General features: G+C 45.9%; 8 protein-coding genes and 1 pseudogene. All 9 read right to left on the reverse strand.

Features of this window, described 5'->3' with window-relative positions:
* Positions 1-54 precede the first annotated feature (54 nt).
* Complete coding sequence (locus tag MUB50_RS13525; RefSeq protein WP_244791630.1) at positions 55-6,078, reverse strand: SpaA isopeptide-forming pilin-related protein; 6,024 nt, start codon at positions 6,076-6,078, stop codon at positions 55-57.
* 366 nt (positions 6,079-6,444) lie between these two features.
* Positions 6,445-6,825 carry a helix-turn-helix domain-containing protein gene (locus tag MUB50_RS13530; RefSeq protein WP_244791632.1) on the reverse strand — a complete coding sequence of 127 codons (381 nt, stop codon included), beginning with the start codon at positions 6,823-6,825 and terminating at the stop codon, positions 6,445-6,447.
* A gap of 50 nt (positions 6,826-6,875) precedes the next feature.
* Positions 6,876-7,580: a hypothetical protein gene (locus tag MUB50_RS13535; protein ID WP_244791634.1), complete on the reverse strand. Its 705-nt coding sequence runs from the start codon at positions 7,578-7,580 to the stop codon at positions 6,876-6,878.
* Positions 7,581-8,487: 907 nt separating this feature from the next.
* Positions 8,488-9,345: an Rpn family recombination-promoting nuclease/putative transposase gene (locus MUB50_RS13540; RefSeq protein WP_244791636.1), complete on the reverse strand. Its 858-nt coding sequence runs from the start codon at positions 9,343-9,345 to the stop codon at positions 8,488-8,490.
* An 823-nt stretch (positions 9,346-10,168) separates the two neighbouring features.
* The gene (locus MUB50_RS13545) at positions 10,169-11,461 is read right to left on the reverse strand and encodes a UDP-N-acetylglucosamine 1-carboxyvinyltransferase (protein WP_021651440.1); all 1,293 of its coding nucleotides are present in this window, start codon (positions 11,459-11,461) and stop codon (positions 10,169-10,171) included.
* A gap of 199 nt (positions 11,462-11,660) precedes the next feature.
* Complete coding sequence (locus tag MUB50_RS13550) at positions 11,661-12,173, reverse strand: shikimate kinase (protein WP_044961515.1); 513 nt, start codon at positions 12,171-12,173, stop codon at positions 11,661-11,663.
* 239 nt (positions 12,174-12,412) lie between these two features.
* Positions 12,413-13,000, reverse strand: a pseudogene (locus MUB50_RS13555) (flavin reductase family protein); the annotation flags it as partial.
* A gap of 13 nt (positions 13,001-13,013) precedes the next feature.
* Positions 13,014-14,684, reverse strand: coding sequence for a putative manganese-dependent inorganic diphosphatase (locus MUB50_RS13560; protein WP_118625717.1), 1,671 nt, complete (start codon positions 14,682-14,684; stop codon positions 13,014-13,016).
* 29 nt (positions 14,685-14,713) lie between these two features.
* Positions 14,714-15,616, reverse strand: a complete 903-nt coding sequence (locus MUB50_RS13565) for a 30S ribosomal protein S1 (protein ID WP_129975740.1) — start codon at positions 15,614-15,616, stop codon at positions 14,714-14,716.
* Positions 15,617-15,944: the final 328 nt, after the last annotated feature.

Consider the following 15,944-nt stretch of genomic DNA (forward strand, 5'->3'; position numbering starts at 1 on the left):
TCTTTCTCTGCATTTTTCTTTTTCGCCCTTCATCGGCCATTTACAATTAATGTGTTACGATCTCTTTGCTTCTTCCTCCCTTCGTTTATTATTTATAAACAACAGGAGTGCAGTTGCAAGAATCGCTACACCACTGATTGTAAATCCATAGGTTCCCGGTCCACCGGATTCTGGTAAGGAATAAAGTTTCGTGTTTTTAATTGTCAAAACATTCTTATCTTCATCCAAAGTCCACATTGACTGAGATTGAACTTCGATTGGGGTTCCATCTTCTTTAACAAGCGTAACTTTTCCAAGTCTTACCTGGAAATAGATACTAGTTCCTAATAATGAATATCCTTTTGGCGCTTTAATTTCTGTCAGTTTATACAATCCAGGTTTCAGATCCTTCAACTCAACAGTATCTTTCTCAATCTCGAATGACTTATAAGCATTACCGTCAAATTGCCCTGTAGTACCATCTTTTACTTCCAGTGTAAACTCTGCTCCACTCAATTCATTATTACCACTAGAATCAACTTTCTTCAGGTCAAGATTTACGGAATACTCGTTGGTGTAGGAAACCTTTCCCAATACACCTCCGTCAGCTGGATCATATTTGTAATCTGTTGAAATAACATCACTCTTAGTGCTAATACCATTTCCAAGAATAAATGTTGTTTTATTATCTTTTACTGAATTCTGACAATTTGTTTCCTCTACATCTGTAGCTGTAATCCTATATCCAGCCGGAACACCCTCTGATACAACATAGGTTCCTCTTGAAAGGTTGCTCAGTTTTTCTTTATCTGCAGCGGAAACCGTTCCTGTATCGGAGTTTGCTGGAACAGTAACAGTAAATGGACTGCCCTCAATTGCTTCAGCTTTACCCTTCTCAGTTTTTGTTACCTTAAACTGGAATGTTCGAGATTCAGAGGATTTTTCATTTACCTTCTTGATAATATCAATCTGACCGGAAATCACATGGATTTTGTAGATTCCATAAGGATTGTTATTATTTATTGCTTCCTGAATATTATCCTCTCCACCAGCAACATTATTACCTGTATTTTCCTTACTTTGCTTCGATGGAGCTCCGGCATCATACGTTACTTTAAGGTAGTAGTTTGTGTCCGCTGTTGGCTGTTTATCTGAATCACTTAATCGACTCAAATCATATACAGGATTTCCCTTTGTATCTGTTGCAACCGGCTGCGTACACTCCGGATTCTTATACCACTTCAACTGAATCTTACCAATGTCTGCTTTTCCAACCTTACCATCTTTATACGATGTTACCTCACTCGCATTAAATAACTCATTCCGAATTGCTTCATTTGTCGGAATCTCATCACCCTTGTAAATGGTAATTTCTTTATCGTTGATAAAAATCTTGGCATTTACATTAACCTTCGGCTGTGGCAAATAAATCTTCTCATTACCAAACGTAATATTGGATCCATCCCTCACATTGGTTGTAACATCATTTCCACCAATATAAGTATCTTTCGCTTTAATATTAAGAGATTTAGTCCATGGCTCCTTTTTATTCTTGTTTGGGATTGTAACATTCGTCCACTGTACCTGCCAGTTTCCATGAACCAGACTTACCACTCCGCCATTTTCAAGTGTAAGAGTTCCATTTGTAAGCGATTTTTCAGTAATGATATTTCCTTTATCATCAAGAAGATCAAATCTTGGATCAATCGTATCGGTAATGGTCGCATTTGTAATATCAATATCATTAAAGATTGTCTGCTCAAATGTTCTGAACAGTTCACTCAGACCGGCGGCATCATACGCTTCCTTAGCACATTCCGCACTGGATGCGATTCCCGGATAACCATTTGGTTTATCGCCCGCTAGGAATTTCTCAGCCCTCGATGAAAGTGCAAAGCCTATGGTATATATGCTAACTCCATTATCTTTTAACTTCTTTGCTGTAGCTTCTGCTCTATTTTGTGCAGCAGTGCTCCAAGTAGTTCCTTGTGAAATATCGTCAGAATTTCCCGTTGGCTCTCCATCTGTAAATAAAATAACATATTTAGGAAGTGTATCACCCTTTTCAGTTGCCTCAGTTAATTTATCATATGCATTGCTAAGGCCAAAATCAGGATCAGTTCCTCCATCTGCATTTAATCCATTTACTTTCTCAATTAATGTACCCTTATTATTCTCAAGTTCCAATAAATCAGTTGTTGTTCCATGCTCATTCCAACTAAATGTGGCAATTCCAATCTTACTATTTGATGATTTGTCAGCAGTCGAATTTATAAACTGTTTAACGGATTCTTTTAATGCATCGAGTCTTGTCATCTTTGTTGTAAAAATTTCACAATTTTCATACCGACTATCTGATATATCACGCCTTTTTAAACCTACGGAAATATAATATCTATTCTTATATTTCCATATCTGATAATACTCGTTATTATATTTTAAATAATATGTATTACCAGATTCTAAGCTACTTCTTCCTTCTTCTGTATTATCTGCTACTTTTTCATAAATAGCATTACTCATTGAACCAGATACATCCAATACAAGCATTATATCTGCTGCTCCAGTAACTACAGTTGATGAGCTTCTACTCTTGGACTCTGCAGAGATATCAATCTTATACGTTCTGTTCTTCCAGTCTATAACTTGTGCCTTCTTCGAGTATTCCACATCAGATTCGATCAGTTCCTGATGCGTATAGTTTACAATGTGATAATAGCTATCCTTCGAATCTTTCTCAACTGCTGTTTTACCATCAGCCTCATAAAGTGTGGCAACAACAGTACCTGCTTCATCCTTTTCAACTTTTACGATCCAGGTATTTCGATTCTCATAATTATCCGGAACCTTCGTTTCTGTTAAAGTATAAGTTCCTAAAGGAAGATTCTCAAAGTTTATGATTCCATCGTCACCTGACTCTGCTCTATAAGTTTTAGAATTGTCAGCCTGAGAAGTAAGAGTAAATCCTGCTCCGGATAAAGCCGCGCCTTTTGTATTGACTTTTTTGAAATCAAGTTCTGCAACACTGGCAAGTACATTGGTAACCACTACCACTGGTCTACTGTCAACTGTAGCTTCCCTAGAAATAACATTTCCATTCTCATTTGTTGTCTCTTCATCATTGATTAAAACCCGATCATATCTGTCCTTTGATACACCAAGTTCTTGAACCTTATACTTCGTATTTTCCTCAAGTCCAGAGAATTTTGCCTTCTGACCAGGTTTCAACGTAAACACATTATCGTAGGGAACGCCATTTATTTCTTCACGATTGAACTCAACTTCGCTATCATCGCTTAAAGTACCTGCAGTATTTGATGGAACATACTCCCCTTTGTCATCCTGAAGAAGTAACTGAAATTTAAACTCTACATTTGCATACTTCTCCTTATCCGTATTACTCAACTGTTTTTCAACCGTAACCGACTTCTTCGGAACTGTTGGAAGATTGAACTTAAGCTTACAGTTGGAATCACCCTTACCTCTTTCGAGATAATAGAAATTGATTGTATGCGCTGTGTAATCTTTAAAAATACTCTTTCCGCTAACAAAATCTCCTTTTATATTTGCATTTGCATTTGCATCATTAAATAATTTTTTTAAATTTGTATTAATGTTACTACCAACTTTAACTGTACCATCAGCAAAATTAATAGAACCAAGCACTTCATTATGAATACCACCAATATCCAACACCAAAACGCCATCGATGTAAACCCATACATCATCATCTCCAGAAAACTCAAATACCATATTATTACCATTAATTTTTCCGTCTTTTGGCTGAATGAATTTAGCTGACATTGTCATACCAAAATGGAAATCTGGAGATTTTTCTGAAATTTGAGGAATACCCCAGTATTTATCATCACCTAATGTATTGAATGGAAAGAAACTTCCATGTTTCGAACCTTGTTGTAGGTCTATTGGATCTTTACTACTTCCTGGTACCTTATATACAGTAAACTCTTTTGTATTTTTATTAAACTGTGCAAAATTTTTAGTACTATCATATTCATAGTAACCATCTGCATCTTGTTTAAATAAGTAATTTGCATCAGAATAAAACTCCTTGCCCGTACCTTCCTTCGTTGAGAATAAATACGAACTACTCTCTTTATTATCCTTATCTACTATCGGATATGAATCTTGTCCCAATTTCTTTTGCATAATGCCAGTAGAGAGATCAGCTGGCCCTCTATACCTATTATAATCCTCCTTTACTCCATCCTTTCCATTACTAAACTTCAAAGAATGACCTGCATTTATTTCATCAGTATTGTAATTAAACATATTGATAGTAATACCTCTTTTAGCACTATCAACAGTTTCCTCCACACCATAACTACTAGTTGTCTGTACAGAAGTGAAATTATCTGCCAACCATACAACTGAGAAAGTAGAAAAACTCTCTGTTTCAAAGTTTGCACTTTCAATCTCTCCATTGTCGGTTGTACTTACTTCAGCCTGTCCATCGTTGCTCATATTAACAACTTCTGTGACATTACCATTTGCATCCTCCACAAAATGTACCAGAGATACATTCATGTTTTCCTGTGCTGTATCTGTTTCAGCTACATCTTCTGGGATTTCTGCTTCTTTGTAGGCTATAGATACCCTGACACTTCCGTTCTGCGGTTCGATCTTAGTTCCATCGTCATTCAGAAAACTAATATCGTATGCAAGAAAACCTGCTACTGTATAACTCTCATTTTCTGCACCCTCGTGAAGCTGTTTCTCGATATCTGCATACTGGTCAGAACCTTTCTCGATCGGAGTCACAACAAACTGTGCACCTTCCGGAATAACGCCCTTCGCTGCTGTTGCAGTTACAACTACATTACCAACTTCCTGGGAATAAGAAACTTCTTCGCTTTCCTGCACATCCTCAGGCTCTTCTGCCTCATCACTGCTGTCAACAACCTGTGCCATATCACTTCTTATGTAAGCCTCGGTTCCTTCCCAGGAAACCTTGTACCAGGTTGCTCCATCCTCTGCTGTTACGGTATCCAGAAGTGTGAGCTGTGTTCCTGCGTTTACAGTTGCCAGAACCTCTGCCTCGGTAGATGGGCTGACACGAAGATTCGTATCGTCTCCCAGAACCTTGATCAGGCTTGTCTCACCATTCTCATCTGCTGCCGGAACATCCTCCGGGCTCGCAATATCCTCTGCCGGCGCTTCGGTAGGTTCAGCATCCGGATTCTCCGCCGGAGCCTCAGAAGGCTCTGCCTCAGGAGTTACCTCCGGATTCTCTGCTGCCGGTGTCTCAGCTGCATCCTGCTCAGGCTCGTCCGAAATATCCACTCCGTCCGTAAGCTCCTCTGATGCGATAGACACCTCGTCCTCATTACCGGAAACAGCTTCCGCCTCGACATCTGCTGTCTCAGGAGAATCCCACATAACGGCAAAAACAGCTGCGTTGCCAGTCTCAACCTGAAGTGTCTGGATCTGTTTGCTCTCGTTGACATTCAGAACCTTCAGATCCTCGTTGGCCTGTAAGGTGTTAACATCAGTATCACCGGTACTGCTGTTATAATGAAGCTTCTCAACGGTTACACTCGTGCTGGCTGCATCGGTAAGCTCCGGTGCTGCCGGTGTCTTGTACTCAAAAGTTACTCTGACTCTGCCGTTCGGCTCGACTCTGTTTCCATCGCCATCAGCAAAATACACATCATACGCAAAAAAACCTCTCAGGCTGCTGCCCTTGTCTGTAGCTGCTGCTGAAAGCTTCTGAGAAACTGTATCATAAGATACGGATGAATTCTCGTTTACGCTGTCAGCCTTCAATGCTGTATTCTGCGGAAGAGCTCCGTCCTCCAGTGCCTCTGCTGTTACTTTAACAGAATCATTCTCATATGTAAGCGTCGATTGCTGCGCCTGTTCCGTTTCCTCCTGGTCAGCGCTGCTTACATCCGGTGTCGATTCTTCGGCCGCTGGTTCAGATGTAAATTCGCCATCTGTAAATATATCCTCCGTTCCATCTCCGAACGCCTCACTCGCGGAGATCGTATATGCACTCGGCATACAGGATACCATCAACGCCAAAGCCACCATAAATGCCAGGAGTTTTCTGATCTTATTATTCCTTAATTTTTTCATACCTTTCCCGCTTTCCTGTGTGTGTGCATTAACGTGTACTGTATTTCTTATTACTTTACTTCTGTTTATATTCCTTTCTCTTAAAAAAGCTTCATGTTTTTAGCCGGTGAGTAAACAGGTTACACCTTTACAATATTTTACCCCTTATGTGATTGTAGTGTCAATATACCAGACATTTTTGGTAAGGATACTGACATTATCAGATGCTATCGAAAATCAGCCTTCAACTCCTCCTTCTTAACTTACTCGTTCACTGGTTCTTTTCGCCTGATTTTTCAATAAAATCTGACTATTCGTGGTATTTATTATACAACACTAATAGTTGTTTTGTAAGGCACTTTTTTTCATAAAAAAGTGCCTCTGTCACTATTTTAACATGAATTTCTTCAGCTCATCCCGCTTCTTGACATTCAGCTTGCAAAAGATATCCGTAAGGTAATGCTTGACAGTATTAATGGAAATCCCCAAATGCTCTCCTATCTCCTTATTGCTCCATCCCCCACTTGCCAGCATGGCAATAGAAAACTCCATCGTCGACAGCTCCCCCGTAACCTTTCTTCGGTTTTCCGGATTATGAAGCGCCATCCAGCCCCTGCTGAAAGAAATCACCCCTTTCGTGATACGCTGATACGCCTCCGGATCCCGATTCCGAATACAAGCCTCGACCAGCCCCCGCAAAAGCCCATGATGCTCAATAAAAGGCTCCAGAAACCCATCCATCTTCGCCAGCTCCCAGCTCCGGAGCATCTCCTCCTGCGCCTCCTGCTTATGCTTTCGGTTTATCGCACACACCGCCATCATACAGTGATATACGTCATACTGATCGGATACGGCCTCTCCGCCATAAACAAAGCAGCCTTACCCATCCCATAAGCACTCCATATCTCCCCGTTAAGATAAGTATGGTGAGCCATCACATACGTTGCAAAAAGCCTCAGCCCCTCAGGAAGCATCCTGCTGTACTCCCCAAAAGCAGGCATCCCATCCGTAGGCAGATGAAGCAAAACCGCCCCCACATACCCCGCCAGAAGACAGGACGCATAAACATCCGCAGGAACCTTTTTCTTCATAGCCAGCTTCAAACAGGACTGGATTCCCTCCATCCCCCGCTTAGCCGCCGCCACATTCCCCAGCGTCAGATTAGAATACCCATACAAAATACACGCCGAAAGCCGCAGCTCAATAACCCTGCTGGACAGATACCCCCTCGTGATCTCACAACACTCCTCAGCCCGCCCCGTAAAATAAAAAAGCTCAGCCCGCGCAATATTCCTCAAATCCACATCCACAAACCCCTCAACAACCTCCCGAGCCCTCCCAGGCTCAAAAGACGAATTCAAAAGCGGCAAAACCATATAATCACACAAACAACCCACTCCCCTTCCAAAACCCAGGCAGCCCCCAAAAAGACCACCCTCAAAACCAGAACAACACAAACCTCCAAAGCCCTTCACCCAAGCCACATCAACACACATCCGAAGCCCATCTCTCAAGTCCCACATCAGCACACATCCGAAGCTCTTCTCTCAACCCTCATCAGCATACATCCGAAGCTCTTCTCTCAAGCCACATCAGCATACATCCGAAGCTCTTCTCTCAAGCCACATCAGCGTACATCCGAAGCTCATCTCTCAAGCCACATCAGCATACATCCGAAGCTCTTCTCTCAAGTCACATCAGCACACATCCGAAGCTCATCTCTCAAGTCCCACAAAACAGTCACCAAAACTCCGGATATCAATCAACCAGTCAATCAGTCAACCAATCAGACCAACCATCTTTTCCATAATTATAATCCAAAATACTCCAAAAATAAATTTAAATATTACACAAAAACACCACACCCTATCCAAAACAGCCTCTATCCCCAATCCCCTCACGACAAACCGCAAAAAAACTCACCCCACCCACATCCAGCGCAGCGCCGATGCCACACCACCTCCCGGCACATCACAAGGAAACTCAGCCCCTGCAGCCATCCAGCGCAGCGTTGATGGCCCACCACCCTCCCGTCAGACCACCACACCTCACACCTCAAAAACCAGAACGGACAGACTGCCAGCGGGACGGCTGCATGGTCGGGACCCGGTGCGTCGGAGTAAGCCGCTGGTCATACTTGGCGCCTGGGGCTTCTGACGGGAAGGTACTCTGCGGCCACAAGCCGCAGAGTAAGCCCCATCTGTCTGAGCCAGGTACGCATCAGCGTACATGGCGAGTTATGGGGCGCCCTGCACGGCAGAAGACTCAGACGCTTAGTATGACCCGGCGAAACGACCACACCAGGCACGACCATGCAGCCGCCTCGCTGGCAGACTGTCCGTTCGTCCCTCCCTCCATTCATCCCTCCCCACCCACACAAAAAAAAGAGCCCCCAGGCCCAAACACCCGGGAACTCTCCCAAAAACAACATCATCTCCCCCTCCGCAGCTTCCTCAACTCCCTCTCCAACCGATCCGCACGCGCCTTCTCCCTCAATGTATTCGCCCTCTCTTCACTCCGACCCTGTTCAATCCCTTGACTGATTCCTTGGCTGATTCCTTGACTAATTCCCTGTTCAATTCCCTTATTAATCCACATCTGCTCAATCTCAAAACTCTTCATATACGCCACCGTAACCTTTCCATCATCTTTAACAACCCTGACCATCTCCAGCAACTCCCTCAAAACATCATTTACCGCATTCACCTCCCTGGTATCCTCCAAAAAATGAAGCAGCGCCACCAGCTCCTCAGGCACACCCGCACCATCCCCCTTCGTATTCAAAAAAACCGTCCTCAGCCCATCATCATACTCCATCTCCGGAATCTCCTCACACATATTCCGGATCGTATACACCATCCTACCCCGATCAAACGGATCATACGAACAGACAAAAATAACAAAAACCCTCTTAAGCTTCCCGAAACCCTCACCCTTCTTCAAACATCGGCTGTCGATGATCGCATGGTAAAACCGCACCCGCTTCGGCAGATCCTTCAGACTCACAACATCACCATTATTATCCGGCTCAATATCAAAAACAGAAGGATCTGCCAAAACATCCATCAGCTCCTCCTCAGCCAAAACATCAAGCCGCGCCCCGCGAAAACCCTCATCCCGGCCACCAAAAGCCCTCTGCGCAACAACCCGCAGCCTCCCGATCTCACGCCCCAGCACCACCTGCAGCAGCAACCTGCAAAACCTCTCACCAATACCAGGAAACGTCATCACCGCATTAAACAAAAAATCATCCAGAAGATTCATATCCTCAAGCCGCTTCCTCTGCATAAGACTCCTCCTTTCACTATGATGGCAAAAGAAAAAACCTCACACAACCAACCGGCTCCTCCCCGCCATATTTATACAACCAACCATATGGGGATCAGATAGCCGAACGGCCCAGAATGTTCCCAGATATGTATCTTCAGTATAACCACCCCACCATCAAAAGTCAACAAAAACCCTTCGACAAAAACCGCCAATCCACCACTACATCCACCACAGCGCCGACGCCATACACCCTCCCAGCACACCACAAGAAAACTCAACCCCCGCAACCATCCAGCGCAGCGCTGATGGCCCACCACCTCCCGGCAAACCACAAGGAAACTCAGCCTTTGCAGCCATCCAGCGCAGCGCTGATGGCTCACTCCCTTCCGGCAAACCACCACACCTCACACCCCCAAAAAACAGAACGGACAGACTGCCAGCGGGACGGCTGCATGGTCGTGCCCCGGTGCATCGGAGTAAGCCGCTGGTCATACTTGGCGCCTGAGGCTTCTGACGGGAAGGTACTCTGCGGCCACAAGCCGCAGAGTAAGCCCCATCTGTCTGAGCCAGGTACGCATCAGCGTACATGGCGAGTTATGGGGCGCCCTGCACGGCAGAAGACTCAGACGCTTAGTATGACCCGGCGAAACGACCGCACCAGGCACGACCATGCAGCCGCCCCGCTGGCAGACTGACCGTTCGTCCCTCCCTCCATCCATCCCCACCCACACAAAAAAAAGAGCCCCCAGGCACAAACACCCAGGAACTCTCCCCAAAACGCAAAACTCAAATTTCCAATTATCATCAATCGCTACCAGTCATTACCAGTTGTCACCAACCATCACCCAACACGCAGCCGAAACTTCTGAATCTCCTTCTCACTGGAAACCCTCTCAATCTCAGCCCCAAGACTCCTGAGCTTCTCCTCAAAATTCTCATACCCACGCTGGATATAAACAATATCATCAACAACCGTAACACCCTCAGCAGCCAGCCCCGCAATAACAAGCGCAGCCCCCGCACGAAGATCCGGCGCACTCACACGCGCCCCCGTAAGCTTCCTCACACCATCAATAATAGCAGAGTTCCCCTCCACCTTAATATTGGCACCCATCCGTGAAAGCTCATCCGCATACTTAAACCGGTTCTCAAAAATACTCTCAGTAACAATACTCGTACCCTCAGCCAAAGCCAAAGTAACCGCGATCTGCGGCTGCATATCCGTAGGATAACCAGGATAAGGCAACGTCTTCACATGCGTACGATGAAGCACATGCGGCGCACGGACACGAACCGCATCATCAAACTCCTCAACCTCACACCCGATCTCCTCAAGCTTAGCCGTAGTAGCCTCAAGATGCTTTGGAATAACATTACGAACAGTAACATCACCACGAGTAGCCGCAGCAGCAAACATAAACGTACCAGCCTCGATCTGGTCCGGAATGATCGAATACTCCGTACGATGAAGCGTCTCAACACCACGGATACGGATCACATCCGTACCGGCACCCTTGATATTCGCCCCCATACTGTTCAGGAAATTCGCCACATCAACAACATGCGGCTCCCTCGCAGCATTCTCAATGATCGTACGACCAGCCGCCATAGAAGCAGCCATCATGATATTAATAGTAGCACCAACAGAAACCACATCTAGGAAAATATGGCTTCCATGCAGATTCTCCGCCTTGGCAACAATAGCACCATGACAGATATCAACATCCGCACCAAGAGCACGGAAACCCTTCAGATGCTGGTCGATCGGCCTGCTGCCGATATTACATCCACCCGGAAGCGGAACCTCCGCATGCTTATACTTACCAAGCAAAGCACCCAGAAGATAATAAGAAGCACGGATCTTCTTGATAAACTCATAATCCACGCTGAGATTGCCGATAGTAGAACCGTTGATCTTTACAGTAGACTTATCAATACGCTCAACCTGAGCCCCGATCTCGGAGATCGCCTCAAGCAGAACATTGATGTCCCTTACATCTGGCAGATTCTCGATCAATATAGTTTCATCAGTCATAATGGCTGCTGACAATATCGCAAGCGCCGCATTCTTCGCACCCGCAATATCCACTTCTCCAACCAGAGGATTGCCGCCTTTAATCACATACTGTTCCATAACACACCTCTATTATTTACTCCTCTATGAGCAGAAACTTTCTCTGAATTTACTGCAGGAACAACCGTTCCGCAATACCGTTTTTTAGGTCAGTTGTATATTATAACACATATTTCAGATTTGTAAACAATTTATGACGAAAACCTGTCACAACCCATGACCCGAAACACTCCAGCAAACCGTTTCCACAATCCAACAGTTACGCCTTATCTCCCCTGTTCTTCAATGCCTCAAGCACAACCTGGAGACTCCCCTCCAGATCCTTATCCTCTTCATCCACCACAATATCCGCATATTTCTCATACAAAGGAACACGCTCATCATAAAGACTCGCCAGCGTCTGTCCCTCCTTGAGCACGACTCCACGTCCCTTAAGATTACCAAGACGCCTGGAAAGAAGCTCCAGCGAGATCTTAAGATACACCACAACACCCTCAGACTTCAGATGCTGCATAGCCTCATCGCAGTAAACCACACTTCCACCGGTAGCGATCACCGTATTCTCCACCTGGATCGAAGCATTCACACGATTCTCGATCGCCTTGAAGCCTTCCGTCCCCTCATCCGCGATGATCTCACTCAGAGTCCTTTTCTCCGCCTTCTGGATCAGAAGATCTGAGTCAATAAACTGGTAACCAAGTACCTTCGCAAGTACGACACCGATGCTGCTCTTCCCCGCACCAGGCATCCCTATCAGTGTAATATTATTCATACTGTACCCTTTCATTTTAGCATAACAGCTGCCAAATCTCAACAAACGCTACGGCTCCGCAGAACCTACCGTTTCTCTCTCCCTGCCTTTCCCGACATCTTTAACTTCCCTGACGTCCCTGGCTTTCCCGACGTCTTTAACTTCCCTGACATCCCTGGCTTTCCCGACGTCTTTAACTTTCCTGACATCCCTGGCTTTCCCGACGTCTTTAACTTCCCTGACATCCCTGACTTTCCGGCCTTCTCTGCCTTCTCCGATTTCTGCTGCTTCTTCTTTACGCTATAGCCAAAGGTTCCCACTTTCCGGCCACCCGCCAGATACTCCCCATGGGAATAGACCAGAAGACCTGCATCATTGAGACAAAACCTGTTATTTTTATCCATATAAGCTTCATCCGCATGGACCGCAAGCACATCAGCAAGAAACATGTCATGAGACCCCAGCTCCTTCACCTCACGCACCCTGCACTCAATTGAAACCGGAGCCTCTCCGATCATCGGTGCAGAAACAAACTGCGCTTTCTCTTTCGTAAGGTTCAGCTTCCGGAACTTGTCCACATCACGTCCCGAACGGACCCCGCAGAAATCCGTTGCAAACGCCAGCTCCTCCGTTGTCAGATTGATCACAAATTCACCCGTTTTCCGGATCATATCATAGGAATAACGGGAAGGTCGGACAGAAATATAAGCCATCGCCGGATTGGTACACACCGTACCCGTCCACGCAACCGTTATGATATTATCGTTCCCCTCACCATCGGTAACACTCACCATTACAGCCGGCAGCGGATAGATCATGTTCCCCGGCTTCCATAACTGTTTCGCCATTTTCCGTCACCTCTTATGCATAATCGCTGTTCATCATCTGAGCAGCCTCCATCATAGCCGGGATCAGCTGCTTCTTTCTGGAAACCACACCCGGCAGACTGAAGGTATCTCCATCCGGTTTCCGCTCAAAAGCGATCTCCGCCATCTGCTGGCTGCCCTCCCCGTAAAACAGAAGCTCTGTAGACTCCTCCAGGATATTCGTCAGCATAAAATAAACTCTCGTGATATCATGACGGCCACACTCACTCACCATAAACGGCATCAGCTTCTCCTTGATCTCCTTAAGCTCCTCGCTGTCCATGGAACTGATCTGACCAACACCAAAGGAAACATTACCCTCACCGATAAACTTCTTGTAATCCTGGTAAAAAATCTCCTCCGGAGACTTATCCTTCAGATTACTTCCCGCAGAAAACATCTCCCGGGCAAACTCCTCGATCTTGATCCCCGCGATCAGCGCAAGAGCACTGGCAGCGATCTTATCCGTCTGCGTACAGGTCGGTGAACGAAACATCAATGTATCCGAAATGATAGCCGCACAGAGAAGCCCCGCGATCTTTTCCGGGATCTCCAGTCTCTGCTCTCCGTAGATCTCATAAAGGATCGTGCCCGTACATCCCACCGGCTCATTACGAAAAGCAACCGGCGTCATGGTCTGCAAGGTACCCAGCTTATGATGATCAATGATCTCAAGTATCTCCGCCTTCTCGATATTATCAACAGCCTGATCCACCTCATTATGATCCACAAGAACCACTTTCTTTTTATGCATATCCAGAAAATTACGTCTGGAGATCGTACCGATACACTTACCATGAGGATTGATCACCGGAAACGCTCTGTGACGGTTTTTGATCATAACATCCTGGATATCATCCGTAAAATCCTCGGTATTAAACGTAACCATGTTATCCCGCTTCATAACAAAGCTGACCGGAATACTCTGGTTGATCAGACGCGCAATATTAAACGTATCATATGGAGACCGGATGATCACGATATTCTTCTCATGAGCAAGCTTCACAACCTTCTCGGAAACCACGATATTCAGCCCCACGATGATACAGCTTACATTCTGGCTGATCGCCTGAAGATGATCCTCCTCACGGTCACCCATGATGATCATATCATTCTCCTCAACGTAGCCCTCCAGCATCTTCGGGTTGGCAGTACCGACAAGCACACGCCCCTTCACAAAATATCCGTGCCCGTTACCTTCCACCACTTCACCGCCAACAGTCTCGGCAATTCTCCGATACTGCGTCCTCGCGTTGGAAAGAAGATAACTGTCTGTAGTATCCATATAGGTCTTTGCTATATCACCAATAGTCACAAGCCCCTCCAGACACCCATCCTTATCCCGGATTGGAAGAGAAACGATCCCGTTCTCCTGCATCAGATCCCAGGTATTCTTCAGCGACATACTCTTATCCGCCTGCGGACTGGTCCGAATATCCATATCCTTGACCTGAGTACCGATATTTCCCAGATAAGCCGGCGGCTGTACGCCAAAACGGTTCAGCACATACCTGGTCTCCTCATTGATCTGCCCCGCTCTCTTCGGGATATATTTTTTATTCTGCGTAGTTCTGTTTTTAATATCCGCATAAGCAATAGCCGAACAGATGGAATCCGTATCCGGATTCTTATGTCCGATTACAAATATTCTCTCCGGTTTTTTCATACACATCCATCCTTTTTCATCCAAAATAATTATAATTTAATATTTGCAAACAAAGCACCCAGGGAAGTAGTAGCCTCTTCCCCCGACTCCGGAAGCTCAAAAGACTCCTCCTCAACCTCCTTAGCCATCAGATCCGATGCCTCTTTAATACTCAGGCTCAGCTTACCATCCTTGATCGCGATAACCTTCACCTTAACCTTATCCCCAACATTCAAAACCTCAGAAGGCTTCCTGATCCTCTTCTCACAGATCTGAGAAATATGCACCAGCCCGGAAACCCCGTTCCCAAGATCCACAAAAGCACCATACGGCTGCAAACTCTCAACCGTACCCTCAGTCACAAAACCAACCTGGATATTGGAAATCTTATTCCGTCTCTCCACCTCAGCCCTCTCACGAAGAATCTCCCTGGCCGAAAGCACCAGCCTCTTCTTCGCCTTATCAGCCTCGATAACCCGCACCTGGATCGGCTTATTCAGAAACACCTCAGTATCCTCAACAAACTCCAGATCAAGCCTGGATGCCGGAATAAACCCACGGACACCCTCAACATAAGCAATGGCACCCCCGTTAACGATCCCCTTCACAACAACATCCAGCACCTCACCCGAATCCTGAAGCTCCTTCAGCCTGTCCCAGGCAAGCACATCCGCAGCGTCCGCTCTGGAAAGAAGAATATTCCCCTGACCATCATCCCTACGAAGAACCATCGCCTGAACCTCATCCCCCGGCTGAACAGCCTCTTTAATATTAAACCCCGGCACCCGGGAAAACTCCTCCACCGGAATAAAACCCTCGGCATAAAACTTAAGGTCAAGAACAACCCCCGACTCATCCACACTCACAACAGTCCCTGAGATAATATCACCCTCATCGATCCTCTTAAAAGAAGCCTCCAGCTCCCTCTCAAAATCCTTCATAGACTCCGCCATATCCAGACCTCCCATTCAAACAAAAAACCAACCACCGCCGCCCCCAAAACAGCCGACAGCACTATAATCCTAATCATTATAGCATGCACACCCCACCCGCGCTATATTTTTTTCCACAAGCCCCAGACCTCACAGGCATCCAGCACGCGCCGATGCCACACATACATCACTCACCTCCAGCACACCACCGACACCACACACACCTCACAGGCATCCAGCGCAGCGCCGATGCCACACATCCCCCCGTCAGACCACAAGGAAACTCAGCCCTTGCAGCCATCCAGCGCAGCGCTGATGGCCCACCACCTCCCGTCAGACCACTCAATCC

The sequence above is a fragment of the Blautia sp. NSJ-140 genome, assembly GCF_022868965.1.
Taxonomy (GTDB): Bacteria; Bacillota; Clostridia; order Lachnospirales; family Lachnospiraceae; genus Blautia_A.